This window comes from Clostridioides sp. ES-S-0190-01, from assembly GCF_020658275.1.
Taxonomy (GTDB): domain Bacteria; phylum Bacillota; class Clostridia; order Peptostreptococcales; family Peptostreptococcaceae; genus Clostridioides.
Genome location: NZ_JACVWA010000012.1, coordinates 184,520 through 204,434 on the forward strand (window position 1 = coordinate 184,520; position 19,915 = coordinate 204,434).

Consider the following 19,915-nt stretch of genomic DNA (forward strand, 5'->3'; position numbering starts at 1 on the left):
TACTCTAGAGGGAACTTCTCCTGACCTCTTAGAAAACACTCCCAGCCTAGGTGTTTATCTCTTTACTAAGTTTAATCAAAATACTTTCCTCTTTCATTGCATTTACAATATTATATTGTTTATTTTAGTATTATATCATTTATATCTATATTTTGTGATTATCTATATGATTATTTTATTGTGACTATTTTAAAGTACAATCATATAATATTTTTATCAATCATGCTTAAAATATATTGACTATTTTTGATACTCTACTATTTAATTCAAGATTATAACACGACATTATATTTATTACAATACATTAAATTAAGTATTTTTTTATTTCATACATCAATATAGCAGAACTTATTGCCGCATTTAACGACTCAGCTTTGCCATATATAGGTATTTTAACCAAAATATCAGATTTTGATACAAGCTCTTCATTTATCCCATTTGCTTCGTTTCCTATCACCAAAGCTACTTTTGAACCGTAGTCTATTTTGTCATAAAAATTATCTGTATTTAAATAACTTGAAACTATATTAAATCCTTGTGATTTAAGTATATCCACAGTTTCATCTTGTATGGCATTGATTATATTCATATCAAAAATAGAGCCCATAGTTGACCTAATTACTTTTGGATTGTATATATCGACGCATCCCTTTAGTGCTATTATTGCATCTACTCCAGCAGAGTCAGCAGTCCTTATTATTGTTCCCATATTTCCTGGGTCTTGTATTCTGTCTAAAATTAATACAAACTTATCTTTTTCATTTATACTTTCTTTTAAATTTTTTTCCTTAAATGAAACTACACCTATTATACCTTGAGTATTTTCTGTGTCTACAAGTTCCTTAAAGTTTTTATTAGTAGTCTTATATATATTTGTGTTTTTTTTATCTAAGTTTTCTAATAATTCCATGTGTTCCTTTTTATTTTCAAAATCCTCATTGATAAATACATAATCAAGATTTGCATTACATTCAAGTGCAAGCACTACTATTCTGTACCCTTCTATTATGAACTTTGATTCTTTTGTTCTATTTTTTGACTTTAATAATGCTTTAGTATATTTTAATCTTTCATTATCCTTACTGCTTATAGTTGTAATCATTTTATATAAATGCTAACTTGATATTAGCACAACCTCCTTATCATTCTTTATCCTACTTCTAAAATCTTTATTTCTATTAAAATTCTATTCTCGATTGAAACTCTATTCTCGATTAAAATAAAAATAGTATCATATAACTATTCATAATTATATGATACTATCTACTTTCATTGCAATCAAATATATCTTAAATAATAAACTATCTTCTTCTAATTATACCCTTATTTCCAGATGTAATAGCTGTTATGCTAGTGTTTTGACCAATTATAACCAATATACTTCCAGCTGTAAGTTCCTCATCAGGAGAAGGTGTCACATTTATATTTTTACCAGTCTTGATGGCAAGCACAGTTATCTCATATCTAGCTCTAAGCTCAAGTTCTACAAGTGTTTTACCAACCCAACCATTTGGAGTTACGATTTCAACAATTGAATATTCTGGGTCAAGTTCAATATGGTCTAATATATTGTCAGAAACTAAATTATGTGCAACTCTTACTCCCATATCTCTTTCTGGAAATACAACTCTATCTGCACCAATCTTATAAAGAACTTTGGCTTGCAATTCATCTTTTGCCTTACATATTATTAACTCTACACCCATTTCTTTGGCTATAAGAGTCGCCATTATAGATGCTCTTATATCAGAACCTATTGCAACTACTGCTACATCAAAGTTACCTAAACCCAATGATCTTAATGCTTGTTCCTCAGTAACATCCACTATAAGTGAATGAGTTACTTTATCAGATATACTTTGAACTGAATCTTCATTTTTGTCTATTGCCATTACTTGATGTCCTAAAAGATGCATAGTAGATGCAACTGAACTTCCGAATCTCCCACATCCAATGACTATATATTGCTTCATCTCGAAACTTCCTCCCTAATACACAATTTGTATAATATCTATTAAATTAACTTTTATATAGATAAATTAATTTTAATATTTTTATTTTATTAATCATAGCTAAATTTATTTGCTAGATTATTTCTATCATTAATTGATTTATTTAATTGATTATATCAAATTCATTTTCCTAGATTATATATCATTATTAATAGATTTATCTAATAAATGGTACTCTAACCAACCATAATCTTGCCTTCTGCGTATCTAACTGGCTGACTCTTTCTTCTACCTCCAGAAAGTATAGCCATAAATAAAGTAAGAGAACCAACTCTCCCCATAAACATAAAGATTATTATTATAACCTTACCTAAAGCATTTAGATTTGCACTTCCAGCTAAACTTGAACCAACTGTAGCTAGTGCTGATGTAACCTCAAATGCTGATTGAACTAGTGTAAACTTAGGTTGAGTTATTGAAATAATCAAAGTTCCAAAAATAACTGCGGATATACTAATTACAAATATCCCTAGAGATTTTTTTATAGTTGTTGGAGCCAGTCTTCTCTCAAAAGTTTCTATATCAGATTTTCCTGATAAAAAACTTCTAACTGTAATTATTAAAACTGCTAATGTTGTTGTTTTGATACCTCCACCAGTAGATGCAGGTGATGCTCCAATAAACATCAAAATTATCATTATAAATATACTACTTTCTTGTAAAGTAGCTAAATCAAGTGTATTAAAACCAGCAGTTCTTGCTGTTACTGATTGAAATATCGCTGATAATATTTTCCCTTTTACAGGTAAATCTGCCATAGTGGCCTTTTGGTTAAACTCTATAAGAAAAATAAATATTGCACCTACTAAAATAAGTATTGCAGTTGAAAATAAAACAACTTTAGAATGCACATTTAATTTTGAAAATCTTCTTTTTCTTACAATATCAAGAACAACTGGAAATCCTAATCCACCTAACACTATAAGTGCACAAATAGTCATTGATACTATAAAATTGTTTACATAAGAATTTAGCGATGTAAATGGCCCACTTACACTACCCATTAAGTCAAATCCGGCATTACAAAACCCTGATATTGCGTGAAATACGCTATACCATATCCCTCTAGATAAACCAAATTGTGGAATAAAGACAGTTGATAAGACTAGTGCTCCTATTCCCTCTATGGTTATAGTTATTATTAATACAAACCTTGTAAGTTTTACTAGCCCTGATAAGTCTGCTTGGTTTAATGATTCTTGTATCAATAATCTTTCTCTTAGTTGTATTTTTTTTCGTGCCATAAGTGAAAACATTGTAGCTACGGTCATAAATCCAAGACCACCAATTTGTATCAATGTTATTATTACTATCTGTCCAAATAAACTCCAATAAGTTGCTGTATCTACCATAACTAGACCAGTAACACAAACCGCTGAAGTAGCTGTAAATAGAGCATTTAATAAACCTATACTCTCTCTACTCTGTGACGATATCGGGAGTGTTAACAATATTGCTCCAATTAAAATAGTTGCTGCAAACCCAGATACTATTATTTGAGTAGGTCGCATTCCATCTGCGTAGAGAATAAGTCTTCTAACTATTGTTTTCAACTTTCTTTATACCTCCTTAACATAAAATCATTACTGTTAAGACCTTTAATTTGTTTATTTTTAGAGTTTTCCTCTAAATTATTACTCTATTATAGTATAAATATTGTATAAAGACAATGATATGAATTTTTATAAATTTTGTTTAGAATATTGCAAATTTTTATATATGTCTTTTAATTTCAATTACATCAAAAATTTCTATATTTTTTGCATATAATAAGTCTAATAGTAGAATAGTTTTTCGTATTTTATACTTAAAATTTATTTATCATTTTACCAATACAATTTTCATATATTTTCTTGAAGTTAAATTTTTATATTATCTATAATCTTGTCCATATTTTTATATTAAATTTTCTTAATATGCATTTTTTATATTTAATATAGTAAAATAACTAATAACTATATCCATGATTGGAGGATTTCTATGATTAAATCCAAGAAAAGATTATTTATTTCTCTAATTTTAATTGTAATTTTTATTATATTTGCATTATACATAAAAAATTATACTAATGATTCAAAAAAAGATTCAGTTAGAGGAACTATTCCTTTTGAAAAAATGGAATATAAGCGTCCTGACATAAAGTCAGTATGCGAAAATATTAACACATATAACGATAAACTTTTAACATGTAAAAATGCCAAAGAGCAATTGAACGTATTTAGTAATGTCGATAAGATTTACCAAGACTTTTATAGTACACTTACTATAGCAAAACTTAGAAATAATATTGATTCATCAGATGAATTTTACTCTAAAGAATACAAATACCTTATGAGTAAATCTGTGGATGTCGATATGGCATACAAAGATTTTCAGGATACATTTGTAAATTCTAAGTTTTCTAAAGAACTAAAAAAAGAAATTGGAAAAGATGGATTTAATTATTTAAAAAACATTGGAAAGCTTAATTCAGAAGAAGTAGAAAGCCTACTTAAAAAAGAGCAAGACTTAGTTGTTAAATATGAAGACTTATTATCTAAGTCTACTGTATCAGTAGATGGAATGGAAATAGACTTTGAAGAAGCCATGTCAAAACCCAATCTCACTTATGAAGAATATGTAAAAATCTATTCAGATTACTTAAAAAAATACAACCCTATATTTGGTAATATTTTTTTAGAACTTGTACAGACGAGAACTGAAATAGCAACTAAGCTAGGCTTTAAGAATTATACAGATTATGCTTATTTAAATTTAAATAAAGATTACTCCCAAGAGGATGCAAGAAAATTTAGAAGTGAAGTAAAAGAGTACATAGTTCCATTATATAGGAAAGTTACATCACAACCTTCTGACTCTTCTATTTATATTAAGGCATATAAGAATCGTTCATTTAGAAAATTTGATAAAGTACTTGAAGATATATCTCCAAAATTAAAAGAGTGTTTTAACTACATGAAAAAGTATGACTTATACGATTATTCCTCTGGGAAAAATAAATCACCTGGAGGTTATACTACTTATATAACCAAGTACAAAGCACCCTTTTTATTTAATACATGGGACAATTCTTTTTTAGGTGTTACTAGCTTTGCTCATGAGTTTGGTCATTTTTTTAATTACTACAACAGTATTAACTCAAATAATACAATACAGCCAAGTATTGATATATGCGAAGTTCATTCAACATCTTTAGAAATTTTATTTTACAAGTATTTTGATGAATTCTTTGGAAAACAATCTGAAGCAATAAAAAAAGAACACTTATCGATTGTTTTAAACACAATTATTGATGCTTGTCTTTACGATGAGTTTCAAGAAATTATATATAAAAACCCATATATGAGCTTAAATGATATAAATAAACTATTTTTTGATTTAGAAGAAGAATATGGAGTATCTAATAAGATACTTAAAGATAAAAATGCTCCATTTTGGATACTTGTATCTCATAATTTCCAAGTTCCTTTTTACTATTTAAGTTATGGTCTTGCATCTGATGTATCTCTTCAAATATGGGAGTTATCACAAGGTGACTATAGAAAAGCTGTTGATGTATATATGGATTTTTTAAATCAAAATACAGATGCAGGATTTAAAGATGTAGTAGAAAAAGTTAATCTACAATCTCCTTTTGAAAGTGGAAACTTAGAGGAAATAAGCTCAGCTTTATATGATTATTTTGGTATAGAGAACCCTCTCAAACTAGAAAATGCTTCTTAGTATTTAATAACTTATGATATATCTAATAAATATTTATTAATACTTATTAACTCATGTTATGTCTAGTACGTACTTATTAATACTTATTAACTTATGTTATATCTAGTAAATATTTTCCATACTTAGTAACATATAATAAAACCGTCAGAAATTTTATAAACCTTTACCTTTATTACTTCTGGCGGTTTCATATGTTTGACTGATTAGATTAATATTTAATAACACTTGCACCAATAGTTATAAGTTTCATTTCACATCATCTCATTTGATAATATTTTCTATTAAAATATCAATAAATTTATCTCTCTGATGTTTAACTTTTATATTTGTACCACTATATAATTGAAATGATTCTGGTGATAAAGCCGCCATTTGTATAGGTAAAATAATTTGTAAGGCAATAGTTCTTAAACTCATTTCGTCTTTTTCGTCCCCAAATATATTACGAAGCATAGAAATGATAGCAAGTTGTGCCTGCATATTTCCATTGATTATACATTGATTCAATATAAAAGATAGTACCTTATCATAACCTACCTCCAAAACATTTACATTTTTCGTTCTAAACATGTTCAGTATAATATTTTTTTATTATTTGTCAATATATAATTTTTAGTTGACTCTACCACTATGATATGGTTTATATTGATATTGAGCTCAAAAATAACACCTTTATAAAGGAGATGTAAATATGTTTAAGATAGGTGATTTTTCAAAACTTAGTAAAATTAGTATTCGCATGCTACGTCACTATGATGAAATTGGACTTTTAACACCAACTCATATAAATAAAATTAATGGTTATAGATACTACAGTGCAAATCAACTTTCCACTACAAATAGAATCCATGCCTTAAAAGATATGGGGTTCAGCTTATCTTCTATCAAAGAAATTTTGACGGAATACAATGATAGAGAAAGCTTGATAAGGTATTTAAATATTCACTATTCTCAAGTAAGAGAACATCTAGAAGACACGCAAAAAAAACTATTAAAAATAGAAACTACTATGGAGAGAATTGGAAGGACTGATATTATGAAAAATTATGATGTAACTATAAAAGACTTTGCTCCAAAATATATGATGACTTTAAGAAAAACTATACCTACTTATCAAGATGAAGGAATGCTATGGCATCAATTATTCTCAGAAACAAAAGGGCATAATGTACAAGTTGATGTTCCTAACTATTCTAAAGCAGTCTTTTATGATGTTGGGTATAAAGAAAATTATGTTGATGTTGAAATACAACTTGCTGTATCTGGAAATTATAAAGATACTGAAAATGTTAAGTTTAGAACTGTTCCAAGTGTAACTGCTGCAACTGCTATTGTAAAAGGAAACTTCAATCAACTTACAGATGCTTGTGAAGCTATTGGTAATTGGATATCTGACAATAACTATGATGTAGACGGCCCTATGTTTAATATTTATCATATAGGACCTGGTCAAGACAGTAATTCTGATAATTGGGTAACAGAAGTATGCTTTCCAGTTAGAAAAAAATAAGTTTCAATGATGTTTTATTTATATAATATTTGTATTCTAGCTCTTGTTGTACTTTTTTATAAGTCTTTTAAACATAGATTCATACTTTAAGTACTACTTTTGAATAAACATCCCAATTAATGACTAAGAAATTGCTATAACCATCAATTACAATCGGCTTTAGATTCTTTAGGTTTTTCAAACTTTGCTAGAATGTCTGACAAGCTTCCTAACTAATAGGAACTTGTTGGACCTCACATTTTATTTCTTTACTGAGTATAAATATCCTTTGCTAAACTTACAACCTAGGGAATAATATTTATTTTTATTCTAATCTCTTATTTTCCAGACATCGAACTACTAATAGAAAAAGTATATTTTTTCATAGCATTGTTAACTACTCTATTGAAAGTATCATATTCACATTCTCACCTTCTGGATAATCACCTTGACCCCATTTATCGAAGTATTTCCCATAATACTCTTTAGGATTAAAACAATCACTTACCACAAAACCACATTTTTCATAGGCCTTTATAGCACGAGAATTTTTAATCCATGGTCGAATAATAAATGTGCCTACCTCATAGTCTCTAGTCAAGCTGTCAATTAACAACTTCATAGCTTTTGAACCAATCCCCTTCCCAGTATATTTCATTGAACGCAACCACATATCTAGCTCCATATTAGGTATCTTACCATCATTGTATGCATGAGAAATGGTACCCACAATTTGATTATCATATTCTATAAGCAAGTATTTATTAAGACCAGGAGTACTACTAAAAAAGTAAGATTCTTCATCATGAATGTCAGACCAGTCAAAATCCTCTTTATTGTCAAACATTGACTTCCATATCTCATCTTCCTCAAATGCCATATCATATATTAGTTTTCTATCATAATCTTCAGCATAAAAAAGTTTTATTTTATCTCTCATTACATATAAATCTCGCTTCATAAAAATCACTACCTTCATATAAACAATATTATAAATTAAATAGCTGTCTCTCTATTCTGATACAAAATTATTAATTTCGCTTTGCAATTTACTTAAGAACATTTTAGTTGCCTTAGAAAAAACCTGATACTTTTTCCAGACAATATTTAAGTGTGCTTCTAATCTCGGTTCTAAAGGTCTAAAACAAAGATTGCTATTACCTGTTGTATTGATTAGCTTATCCAAGCAAAGAGCATACCCAACCCCTTCATCTACCATAAGAGAAGCATTGTAGACAAGATTATAAGTTGCCACTATATTAAATGCTTGAAAATCTTGCCCAGACCAACCAGAAATTACATTTTGAACCAATGTTTGACGTGAAGTTAAGATAGGAATTTCCTTCAAATCATCTGGACATACCGTTTTCTTTTGAGCAAGCTCACAATCTTTTTTCATAAGCAATCCCCATACATCATTAACAGGAAGTTTGATATAATCATACTTTTCCATGTTGGCAGGTTCGATTAAAATTCCAAAATCTAAAAGCCCTTTATCTAGTCTTTCCGTTACATCATCAGCATTTCCACTAAATAGATGATAACGTATATGAGGGTATTCTTTCTTCAATTCTTTCGCAGTTTTGGCAATAAAACGCATAGCATCTGTTTCTCCCCCACCAATATAAACATTTCCTCGTATATCATCACAATCATTGTTAAAATCTGAAGTAGTTTTATCTGTTAAGTCAATTATTTCCTGTGCACGTTTACGTAAAAATAAGCCATCCTCTGTAAGTGTGATTTTTCTGTTACCACGCAAAAACAACTTTTTCCCAAGTTCATCTTCAAGTTCCATAAGTTGTTTTGAAAGCGTAGGTTGTGTCACATTAAGTGATTGAGCTGCACTTGTAATACTTTCCTCTTTTGCAACTGCCAAGAAATATCTCAATACTCTAAGTTCCATTATCTATACCTCCTATTTATAGTGTACTTTTCCCTACTATGCCTGTCAACTATGGGAAGGCATTCTTTATAAGTATTTGCTATTATATTGTTTCGTTAATATAATAAACGTATAGAAACTATGATATAAATTTTAATAAAAACAATAACATAAAAAGGAGAAAAAAATATGAATTTTAATATGTATATACCAACTCGTTTTATCTTTGGAAATGGACGCTTAGATGAATTACATCAACAAAAACTACCTGGAAAGAAAGCCTTGCTTGTTATTTCAAGTGGAAAATCAACTAAAGAAAATGGTGCACTTGCCCGAACAGAAAAACAGTTAAAAATGGCAGGAGTAGAATTTGTGTTATTCAATGAAATAGACGCAAATCCTAATAAAAATTCTATCATGAACGGGGCTTTCTGTGCTTGTAAAACAGAATGTGATTTTATCATTGCCTTAGGTGGTGGAAGTGTCATGGACGCTTCAAAGGCAATTGCAATGATGGTGACAAATGATGGTGACTTATGGGATTATGTAAATGGAGGTACTGGAAAGGCTCAACCATTACAAAGTGAACCACTACCAGTTGTTTGTATTACAACCACTGCTGGAACAGGTAGTGAAGCTGACCAATGGGGAGTTGTTACAAATGAAGAAACCCATGAGAAAATTGGTGTTGGTGGTTATGACTCTTTATTCCCTGTTTTGTCCATAATTGACCCAGAATTAATGAAATCTGTACCACCTGAACTTACTGCTTATCAAGGATTTGATACTTTATTCCATGCCGTGGAAAGCTATATATCTTCTTTTTCCAGTGTTATGAGCGATATGTATGCTTTAACTGCTATCGAAAATGTAGGCAACTATCTTGCACATGCAGTAAAAAATGGTAATGATATGAAAGCAAGAGAACACATGGCTTTTGCAAATACAATTGCAGGAATTGTCATGACAATCAGTGTCACTACAGCACAGCATTCTTTAGAACAAGCTATGTCTGGTTATTACCCAAGACTTCCTCATGGTGCAGGTTTGATTATGATTTCTAAAGCTTTCTTTGGATTTTTTATAGAAAAACATGCTTGTGATGAACGCTTTGTACGCATGGCACAGGCATTGGGAATGAAAGATGCTAACAAAGCAGAAGATTTTATTACGGCTCTTAGCAAATTACAAGAAGCTTGTGGGGTTGCAGATTTAAAAATGTCCGATTATGGAATTACACCAGGAGATTTTAATCTAATAGCAAAAAGTGCACGAGAAACAATGGGAGGTTTATTTGCAGCAAATCCTTGTGAAATGACACATGAGGATTGTGTAGAAGTATTGAAAAAATCTTACAGTTAATCAGAAAGGATGTGCAAAATGAACTTGAACTTAAATACATTTTTAGAACACCTTAATCAAGGACTTACTGTTGTTGGAGGTTCAAAGTTACATCAGTTTATGAGTGAACTCAGCAATGAAGCCATGAAAATTACATCTAAATTAAACAATCATTATCATGAGCCGGAAGAAATTAGAACATTATTTTCAGAGTTAATTGGAAAACAGGTAGATGAAACATTTAACATGTTCCCTCCATTTTATACTGACTGTGGAAAAAATATAACAATAGGTAGAAATGTTTTTATAAATTCAGGATGTCGATTTCAAGACCAAGGTGGTATTACTATAGGAGACAATTCGTTAATTGGTCATAATGTGGTATTGGCAACTTTGAATCATGATTTTGCTCCAAGCAAACGAAGCACTATGCACCCAAAACCTATTGAAATAGGGAAAAGTGTCTGGGTTGGTGCTAATGTCACAATAACTCCTGGTGTAATAGTAGGAGATGGGGCAATCATAGCAGCTGGAGCTGTTGTAACAAAAGATGTGACACCTAATACATTGGTGGGAGGTGTACCAGCAAAGTTTATAAAAAAAATTGAGGAGGAATAAATAAATGAACAAAAAAGTCTTAATTATATCTACAAGCTTTCGCAAAGACGGAAATTCTGAAATGTTAGCAGATATGTTTTTAAAAGGAGCAAAAGAATCAGGAAATATTGTTGAAAAAATCTGTTTGTATGATAAAACTATTCACTTTTGTAAAGGATGTCTTGCTTGTCAGAATACAAAAACAGGACATTGTATAATGCAAGATGATGCCGATATGATTGTACAAAAGATGATGACTGCTGATGTAATTGTTTTTTCAACTCCAATCTATTTTTATGAAATGAGTGGACAGATGAAAACATTACTTGACCGTTCTAATCCACTATTTCCCTTAGAGTATTCTTTTAGAGATATTTATCTTCTAGCAACTGCTGCTGATAAAGAGGAACATGCAATGGATGGTGCAGTGAAAGGATTGCAGGGCTGGATTGATTGTTTTGAAAATGCAACACTTAAAGATGTTTTGCGCGGTACAGGTGCAGATGAATATGGTTCTATCTCTGCTTTACCTAATCTATTAAGTAAAGCATATCAAATGGGAAAGGTAGTATAATCATATGAAGCAATGTAATCATATAAAAAAGATTATAACCCTCATGTTAACTGCACTCTGTAGCTTTGCACTATTAGGTTGTACAAATATTCCAGCCTCAAAACAAACAGTAAAACAAGAATCTAAAAATAATACTTTGACTGCAACTCCTATTTCTTATAAAGAAAAAGAAGTAATAACACCAACTGAAAATAAACCAATTAAAAATAACATTATAACTGCCAATCTTAAAATTGGAGATAAAGACTTTGTATTGAAACTTTATAATAATTCCTCTGTACAGGCATTAATAAAAAAAATGCCACTTACAATAGATATGAAAGATTTAAATAAAAACGAAAAATACAATTACTTTATAAAAGATTTGCCATCAAATGCAGAATCCGTAAAAAATATTAAAACTGGTGATTTTATGCTCTACGGCTCTGATTGTTTGGTTCTATTTTATAAAGATTTTCAAACCTCATATAACTACACTAAACTGGGGTATATTGAAGATACCAGTAAACTTGCTGAAATATTAGGAAGTGGAAACATACAAATAGTACTTAGTATTATTGATTAAAATAATAGTGTCATCATGGCAAATGCATCTACTATGATGACACTATTAAACCAAACTTTCTCTAACTTACAATTCTATTTTTTCCATTATTTTTAGCTATGTAAAGTTTTGTATCAGCTCCTTTTACTATCTTCTCCATAGTCATATTTTCAACATACTCCTCTACACCACCGCTGACTGTAATTTTGTCCACTAAATCAAATAATTTTTTGTCACTAGAAACATGTATGCGAATACGCTCTGCTACCTCAACCGCTTTAAATTTAGTAAAGCTAGGCATTACCACTATAAACTCTTCTCCTCCATATCTTGAAACAATTCCATCATTTCCAACCTCTTCAATTAAAATCTCACTAAATCGAATTAATACATTATTTCCACATAGATGACCATATTTATCATTTATTTTTTTAAAATCATCTATATCAAATAACACAATGGACATAATTCTTTCTTCCAATGGTTTTTTTAATATATCGGACATATATTGTATTAAATATCTTCTATTATATAACTTTGTCAAATCATCTATAATTGCCTGCTTTTCAAGTCTTTGGTTCAATTTATATACTTTATCACGCTCATGAGAATACTCTTGTAAAACCACAATCATTACTATACATAAAAACAATGAAACTATAATAAAATTACTTATCGTATCTGATGCACGAGATTCACCTATAGACACAATTAAGTTTGGGTAATTAAATGCCAAAAATATACATATACTATACACAAGTGTAGATACAAATATTATAACTATTCTCTTAAGACCATTAAGAGTCAATGATATAACACATATTCCCAACAAGAAATAAAACATCATACCACTATCCACTCCACCACTTATAAAAAAGAGTACTGGAAATAAGAATATATTAAGTCCTATATTAATTACTAGGCACCCTCTATCAATATCTTGTGTTTTAAGAGAATAGATTGCCAATATTGACATGATACAAAAACAAGAAAAACTCCCCCATACAGATATACTAGGAAGATTACTAAAAAGAGCTGCAACAAAGGCTAAAAAGGAACAAACAACTCCAGCAAAACAAAAAAGATAAAAAAGTCTTTCTTGTAAGTTTAATTTTTTATTGAAATACTTCTCCATATAATCTTTAATAGACTGTTGTATAGATGCCAAATATTTAATCTCCTCCTTTATTAAGATATTTTAATTTAATTATACTTATAATATTATATCATATAATAAGTATGTTTAAATAATAGCTTGTATATCCAATATATGGAATTAAATTTATCTAATAAGTATATATATAATAATAAAAGTATGTAGAAAAATATTAAAAGTAAAACTTATAAAAAATAACAGACAATTACATGTATAAAATAACAAAGCAAAGCACTCATATTATATTAAAGTGCCTTGCTTTGTTTATATATTCTATAAAAATTTATAACTTATAATTTTTATTCCAACTCAAATGCCCCTGTATAAAGACTATAATAAACAAAAAATGTAAAGGAAAAATATATTCGATTCTTTATAGATAATTTTACTGGTTTGTAAATAGAAAAAAGGGGTTTAAATAGAAAAAAAGAAGAACATCAAATATAAAGGTTCTTCTCTTTCATCTTAGTATACTATTTTTTAGTGTTTTAACTATATTCAAATATATTTTTTATATAAACATATTCTTACTAATAAATCTAATATTACATTGTATCTAATTGTATAATTATGGTATAAATTTGCTTTGTTTTTATTGATTTACTGCTTTATCAATTTACTTATTTATTGTATTAATTCATCTTTATTGTCTCACTTAATATTTATTGTTCTACTTCATTTTTATCGCCTTACTATATTTATTGATAATATTCCATGTCCCATTTTCTTTTCTTAATTCAAGACTTATTTTTGAATAATACTCTCCATCTTCACTAGATTGTGTCACTATAACTTTATTTCCAGACTTATTCTTATAGGTACGTTCTTTTATCTTATTTTTGGTATGCCCAACTACAATAGCATCTATTCCATCTACTGTAGTAGCAAGTTTTTTTATCTCGCTACTTGGATTTTTTAAATTTATATTATCACTATCTGAATGTACAACTGTGACAATTACATCTGGATTTTCTTTTTGCATAACCTTTACCCACTCATTTGCATCCTTCACTAAGTCATTAGTATATAATCTATTTGTTTTTTTAGAATTTTTTTCTGAACTCGAATCATTGGTATTTTTTTCATCTTTATCTATAGTAAGCCCCAATATTCCAACCTTTATATCACCTTCCTTAGTCTCAACTTTATGCATTATATAAGGTTTTACATAATTTTCTCCAGACTCATCATATATATTAGCTGATAAAACAGGAATTTTCATTTCCTCAAAGTTTTCTATAATAGAATCCAATGTAGACTTTTTTTCTTCAAAATCATTTTTTTCAGATAGAAGTTCATGACTACCAAGTACTACAGCATCATAGCCGAGATAAACAATAGGCCATTCGTTTATTCTTTTATGAATACCTTTTTTTGTATTATACTGCCACTCTTTAGACCATCTAGTCATTTCTTTTGTATTAGCATCAAAAAAATCTCCAGTATCAATAAAGATTGGCTGTACAGCTCTATATCTTTCATTAAATAAACTAACTGCCATTTCATCTGAAAAATTTGAATGTAAACCAGATGTCGTAATTATATTTACTTCTTTTCCAAATACCTTTAATTCACTATGCTTATCTTTTATAAACCACTTATCATTCTTCTTATCCAACTTAAAATTAATCTTTGATACACTATCACCATGAGCTCCAGGCTGTGTCACTATCACTTCTTCACCAGATTTATTCTTAAATGTATGTTGCTCTATCTTTTCATGTGTATGACCAGCTACAATAGCATCTATTCCTTCTACTGTTGTTGCCAGCTCCTTTATTCTATTTCCTGGGTTTTTAGGATTTTTAGGCTCTTCACCTGAATGTACAATGGCAACGATTATATCTGGACTTTCTTTTTTCATGATTTTTACCCATTTTTTGGCATCTTCCACCAAATCATTTGCATATAATTTACCTTTATATTGTGCTTGTTCTTCAAGTGCTCTAGCTTTTTTATCTTGCTCAAAGCTTTTAAATCTTGAACGTTCTCCTACTTCTTTTATAGTAAGCCCTAGTATTCCTACCTTTACATTCCCTTTTTCTGTTTTGACATCTTTCATTATGTACGGTTTTACATAGTTTTTTCCAGATTGTTCATATATATTTGCAGACACTAATGGTATGTTATTATTTTTAAAATCAGAAACTAACCTATCAAGACCTTGCTTATCATTGGAAACGAACTCATGATTTCCAAATGTAACTGCATCATATTTTAATTTTGCCATTTCTTTAGCTATAGGAACTTCTCCTTCACGTGGCTCAGCTATTTTTTTAAATTCCGGCATACCATCATTAAATCGTACTAGTTTTTGACCAGTAAACCATCCATTCATATCAATACTTTGTATGTCAAAAAAATCGCCTGCATCAACCATTAGCAAGTTTTCATCGTATTTTCTCTCTTCTTGCACATAAGAAACTAGGTTTTCTGGGACTATTGAATGTAAGTCGCTTGTACCAAGTATATTGATTTCTATATCTTTAGTACTTTCACAGCCCACTAATAATATTATTAGAAATATTATTGATGTAACTATAATAAATTTTATTTTCATAAAAGCCTCCCCCTTAATTTTTTTGATGATAATAAAATTTACTCTTATACCTTATCTTTACTATATAAGTTTGTACTGTTTATTATACTAAAAAAACTATATGTAAATTCCTTTTTAAATAAATCTACATATAGTTCTTGATATTTTTCAGTTACAAAACAAGGCTTACTCTAGTATGCTAAAATTATTCAACCTCAATTGTTTTACTAGATTTATCATTAATAACCCATGAACCCTTTTCTTTTTTCACTTTAAAAGTAATTTTAGAATAATACTTACCATGTTCACCTGGTTGTGTCACTATAACTTTACCTCCAGACTTATTCTTATAGTCATGTTCATCTATCTTTTCATGAGTATGACTAGCAACAATAGCATCAATCCCATCTACTGTAGTTGCTAGTTCTTTTACTCTATTTCCTGGATGCTTGGGATTTTTAGGCTCTTCTCCTGAATGTACAACTGCAACTATTATATCTGGATTTTCTTCTTTCATCACTTTTACCCACTTCTTTGCATCTTCTACTAAATCATTTGCATATAATTTACCTTTATATTGAAATTGCTCTTGTAAATTTACATTTTTAAGACCTTTACCTACCTCTTTTATCGTAAGACCCAATATTCCTACTTTTACATTTCCTTCATTTGTCTCCACATCTTGTATGACATATGGTTTAACATAGTTTTGTCCAGATTGTTTATATATGTTTGCTGATAATACAGAAATTGCTGTCTGTTCAAAATCTTCTACAACGGCATCTAAAAGACGCTCATCTGCCCAAAATTCATCTTTCTCGGATACAAACTCATGATTGCCAAGTACTACTGCATCATACATGCCCTGATTCATAGCTATTGCCATTGGGCATCTACTAATCACTGTATCAGTATTATTATCCCTTATAGCCTTCCACTCTTTATACCATTCAATCATTTCATCTGTTTGAGGGTCTAAAAAGTCTCCTGCATCTACTACAACAGGTTCAATTGGCTTACTTCGTTCATTAACAAGGCTTACTAATAATTTGTCAGAAAAATGTGAATGTAAATCTGCAGTAGCAACTATATTTATTTCTTTATCAACTATTTTTAATTTGCTAGCCTTTTTCTTTATATCCCATTTACCATTCTTCTTATCTAATTTAAAGCTAATCTCTGACACACTATCTGCATGCGAACCTGGTTGTGTAACAATTACTTCTTTCCCAGATTTATTTTTATATGTATGTTGCTTTATTTTCTTATGAGTATGACCTGCTACTATTGCATCTATTCCATCTACTGTAGTTGCTAGTTCCTTTATTCTATTTCCTGTATTATCAGAACTCTTAGATTCTTCCCCTGAATGTACAACTGCAACTACTATATCTGGATTTTCTTTCTTCATCACTTTTATCCATTTCTTTGCATCTTCTACTAAATCATTTGCATATAATTTACCTTTATACTCAGCTTGCTCTCCAAGTTCTCTTGATTTAGTTTCTTTTTCAATATCTTCAAATCCTGAACTTTTCCCCACTTCTTTTATAGTAAGACCTAGTATTCCTACTTTTACATCACCTTTATCTGTCTTAACATTTTTCATCACATATGGTTGTATGTAGTTTTTTCCAGATTGTTCATATATATTTGCTGATACTACTGGTATATTATTATTTTTAAAATCAGAAACTAATTTATCAAGACCTTGCTTATCATTTGAAATAAATTCATTATCGCCAAGTACTACAGCATCATATCTCAATGGTATCATGTCTTTAACTATAGGTACTTCATCTTGACTATTCTTAACTATGTCTTCATATTCTGCTGTACCACTCTCTCTAATATTAACTAGTTTTTTGCCAGAGGTCCATTCCCACATTTCTTTACTCTGTTCACCAAAAAAATCTCCTGCATCTACCATAAGTATATTTTCATTCTTTGCTCTTTCTTCATTTACATATGAAACTAGAGAATCTGTCACAACTGAATGCAAATCACCTGTTCCTAATATTTTTACTTCTGTATCTGATACATTAACTTTTGTATCTTCTATTTTAGTTTCTTTATTTTTATTACTTTGACATGCCACAAGCAATCCCACTAAAAACACTATCAATACCATTATAATAAATTTTATTTTCATAAAAGCCCCCCTCATAAATTTTTAGATTATAATAAAATTTAATATCATGCTTTATTTTAAACTATAGCAGGTTATAGGATTATGAGCAACATTCATTGGACTAGTAGATTATTACCTGTAAATATATCTATAATTTAAAGATATACATTTCATTTCTTATGTCATGGTATTTAAACATACTTAATAATATATTTAAATATATTATTAAGTATGTTTAAATAGATACTTCACATAACAAACTTTTATTTAACACAGATAGCTATGATGAGATTGTAGCGATATTAAAATATATGGAGAAAATCGAGTATAAAATATTATTTGAACAGTTAAGTAACCAGAATAGTTGTAAAATTGATAAAGGGACTTGTGTATTTTTGACTGTATTACGTATATTTTATCTTATATTCAAAATATAGAAATACAAAGTAATTTTATATCCTCAGATATGATTGTTGCATATGTAAGCATCCTCAATATGCATGCTTATAGGAACTTCATTGTACCACTTCAATTTCTTATGTTAAAAGGTACAATGAAATTCTATTTTATTTATACTAACCTTATATAAGTTAGACCATTACTTCTTAGGATTTACAAGTTCATCAAGCAACATTGGAAGTAACTCGTCTATTTGTTCATCATTAAATTGGCAAGTCCCAACAGCTTTGTGACCTCCACCGCCATACTTAAGCATTAGACTACCAACATCAACATTTGAAGTTCTATTTAAAATACTATATCCTACAGCTACAGAACACCCTTTCCCACCTTTTCCATTTACAATCCAAGCAGAAATATTTTGTTCTGGATACATACTGTAAATCATGAAACGATTACCTGTATAAATTGGCTCTACTCCACGTAAATCAGAAATAATAACATCTCCTTCTGTACGTGTGTATTTAGCAACCATTTCTTTAAATTTATCTGTTTGCTCAAAATAAACTTCTATACGTTCCTTTACATCTGACAGATTTAAAATTTCTTCTGTATCTAAAGTTCTACATGCATCAATTAACTTTTCCATCAATTGATAGTTAGATATAGTAAAGTTTCTCCAACGCCCCAACCCTGTTCTTGGGTCCATAAGATAACCAATTAAAATCCATCCAGTTGGATTTTGTACCTCTTCTATAGTAAGATTTCCAGAATCAACTTTGTCTACTGCTTCTAACATTTCATTAAAATGAGAAAATTTTTCATTTCCACCATAATACTCATAAATAATTCTTGCACAAGAAGGAGCAATGCGACTTTCGCCTCTATACCTTCCTTTAAGCTCATTTCGCTCAAATTCACTAGAATGATGGTCAAACCAAAGACCACACCCTTCTACAAATGGTACATTGGCAAGACAATCATTTTCTGTTACCTCAACCAACCCATCTTGTAAATCCTTAGGATGAGCAAATTTCCAATCATCAATAATACCTGCTTCTTTTAATAATGCACCACAAACTAATCCATCAAAATCAGAACGTGTAATCAATCTCATATGTTTCAACCCCTTTGCTTTAAATATATGCCTATAGATATTGTAATTTTTTCCTTAAATATATAATATCACTTTACATGTCAGCTTGATATACATTTCAATATATACTAACAAAACTTATTTTTTGTACTATAATTTATTATCTAAAGTACAACGTTGTCTTTTACTAAGAATATAGTTATAACTTGCCTAACAACCAAAATTTGATTAAAATAAAATACTTATATTACTATGAATATACTTATATTTTGTTGTAGTCTTAAATATAACCTATATCACGTTATATCAATTCATCATATAAATTTTATAAATTAACATAAAAATATCACTTATCACTTATCACTTATCACTTATCACTTATCACTTATCACTTATCACTTATCACTTATCACTTATGTAAAGTTTAAC

At 29.3% G+C, this 19,915-nt stretch carries 16 protein-coding genes and 1 other annotated feature (1 of these 17 only partly in view); of the genes, 6 read left to right on the top strand and 10 right to left on the bottom strand.

Annotation, left to right across the window (positions count from 1 at the left end; genetic code table 11):
- Positions 1-106: a binding site (T-box leader), on the bottom strand; it reaches 129 nt to the left of the window's first position.
- A gap of 198 nt (positions 107-304) precedes the next feature.
- The 3 genes from IC214_RS02440 to IC214_RS02450 all read right to left on the bottom strand — a co-directional run bounded on the left by IC214_RS02440 (position 305) and on the right by IC214_RS02450 (position 3,565).
- Positions 305-1,102, bottom strand: a complete 798-nt coding sequence (locus IC214_RS02440; protein WP_227433472.1) for a TrmH family RNA methyltransferase — start codon at positions 1,100-1,102, stop codon at positions 305-307.
- 199 nt (positions 1,103-1,301) lie between these two features.
- Complete coding sequence (locus IC214_RS02445; RefSeq protein ID WP_227433473.1) at positions 1,302-1,973, bottom strand: potassium channel family protein; 672 nt, start codon at positions 1,971-1,973, stop codon at positions 1,302-1,304.
- A 215-nt stretch (positions 1,974-2,188) separates the two neighbouring features.
- Positions 2,189-3,565: a TrkH family potassium uptake protein gene (locus IC214_RS02450; RefSeq protein ID WP_227824716.1), complete on the bottom strand. Its 1,377-nt coding sequence runs from the start codon at positions 3,563-3,565 to the stop codon at positions 2,189-2,191.
- A gap of 427 nt (positions 3,566-3,992) precedes the next feature.
- Between IC214_RS02450 and IC214_RS02455 the strand changes: the two genes are divergently transcribed.
- Positions 3,993-5,735 (top strand): peptidase M3, encoded by a 1,743-nt coding sequence (locus IC214_RS02455; RefSeq protein WP_227834740.1) that lies wholly within the window; start codon positions 3,993-3,995, stop codon positions 5,733-5,735.
- A 261-nt stretch (positions 5,736-5,996) separates the two neighbouring features.
- Here the strand turns inward: IC214_RS02455 and IC214_RS02460 are convergent, their stop codons facing one another.
- The gene (locus IC214_RS02460; protein WP_227834741.1) at positions 5,997-6,305 is read right to left on the bottom strand and encodes a hypothetical protein; all 309 of its coding nucleotides are present in this window, start codon (positions 6,303-6,305) and stop codon (positions 5,997-5,999) included.
- Positions 6,306-6,426: 121 nt separating this feature from the next.
- Between IC214_RS02460 and IC214_RS02465 the strand changes: the two genes are divergently transcribed.
- On the top strand, positions 6,427-7,245 hold the full coding sequence (locus IC214_RS02465; protein ID WP_227433477.1) for a MerR family transcriptional regulator: 819 nt from the start codon (positions 6,427-6,429) through the stop codon (positions 7,243-7,245).
- A gap of 376 nt (positions 7,246-7,621) precedes the next feature.
- Here IC214_RS02465 and IC214_RS02470 read toward each other — a convergent pair whose 3' ends face one another.
- Positions 7,622-8,185 (bottom strand): GNAT family N-acetyltransferase, encoded by a 564-nt coding sequence (locus tag IC214_RS02470; protein ID WP_227831293.1) that lies wholly within the window; start codon positions 8,183-8,185, stop codon positions 7,622-7,624.
- Between the two features lie 51 nt (positions 8,186-8,236).
- Positions 8,237-9,130: a LysR family transcriptional regulator gene (locus IC214_RS02475; protein ID WP_227433479.1), complete on the bottom strand. Its 894-nt coding sequence runs from the start codon at positions 9,128-9,130 to the stop codon at positions 8,237-8,239.
- Between the two features lie 168 nt (positions 9,131-9,298).
- On the opposite strand from IC214_RS02475, the gene IC214_RS02480 reads away from it, so the two are divergent.
- The 4 genes from IC214_RS02480 to IC214_RS02495 are packed head-to-tail and all read left to right on the top strand — an operon-like array spanning position 9,299 to position 12,186.
- On the top strand, positions 9,299-10,471 hold the full coding sequence (locus IC214_RS02480; RefSeq protein WP_227866175.1) for an iron-containing alcohol dehydrogenase: 1,173 nt from the start codon (positions 9,299-9,301) through the stop codon (positions 10,469-10,471).
- A 24-nt stretch (positions 10,472-10,495) separates the two neighbouring features.
- Complete coding sequence (locus IC214_RS02485) at positions 10,496-11,068, top strand: DapH/DapD/GlmU-related protein (RefSeq protein WP_227433660.1); 573 nt, start codon at positions 10,496-10,498, stop codon at positions 11,066-11,068.
- A 4-nt stretch (positions 11,069-11,072) separates the two neighbouring features.
- A complete protein-coding gene (locus tag IC214_RS02490) occupies positions 11,073-11,621 on the top strand; it encodes a flavodoxin family protein (RefSeq protein ID WP_227433481.1) in 549 nt (182 codons plus the stop codon).
- 4 nt (positions 11,622-11,625) lie between these two features.
- A complete protein-coding gene (locus tag IC214_RS02495) occupies positions 11,626-12,186 on the top strand; it encodes a cyclophilin-like fold protein (RefSeq protein WP_227851432.1) in 561 nt (186 codons plus the stop codon).
- A gap of 61 nt (positions 12,187-12,247) precedes the next feature.
- Here IC214_RS02495 and IC214_RS02500 read toward each other — a convergent pair whose 3' ends face one another.
- From IC214_RS02500 to IC214_RS02515, 4 genes are all read right to left on the bottom strand, one after another.
- Positions 12,248-13,141: a diguanylate cyclase gene (locus IC214_RS02500; RefSeq protein WP_227866176.1), complete on the bottom strand. Its 894-nt coding sequence runs from the start codon at positions 13,139-13,141 to the stop codon at positions 12,248-12,250.
- A gap of 850 nt (positions 13,142-13,991) precedes the next feature.
- On the bottom strand, positions 13,992-15,881 hold the full coding sequence (locus IC214_RS02505; protein ID WP_227866177.1) for a metallophosphoesterase: 1,890 nt from the start codon (positions 15,879-15,881) through the stop codon (positions 13,992-13,994).
- A 184-nt stretch (positions 15,882-16,065) separates the two neighbouring features.
- Positions 16,066-18,012: a metallophosphoesterase gene (locus tag IC214_RS02510; protein WP_227845526.1), complete on the bottom strand. Its 1,947-nt coding sequence runs from the start codon at positions 18,010-18,012 to the stop codon at positions 16,066-16,068.
- Positions 18,013-18,589: 577 nt separating this feature from the next.
- Positions 18,590-19,507, bottom strand: a complete 918-nt coding sequence (locus IC214_RS02515; RefSeq protein WP_227824703.1) for an exopolyphosphatase — start codon at positions 19,505-19,507, stop codon at positions 18,590-18,592.
- Between the last annotated feature and the right edge of the window lie 408 nt (positions 19,508-19,915).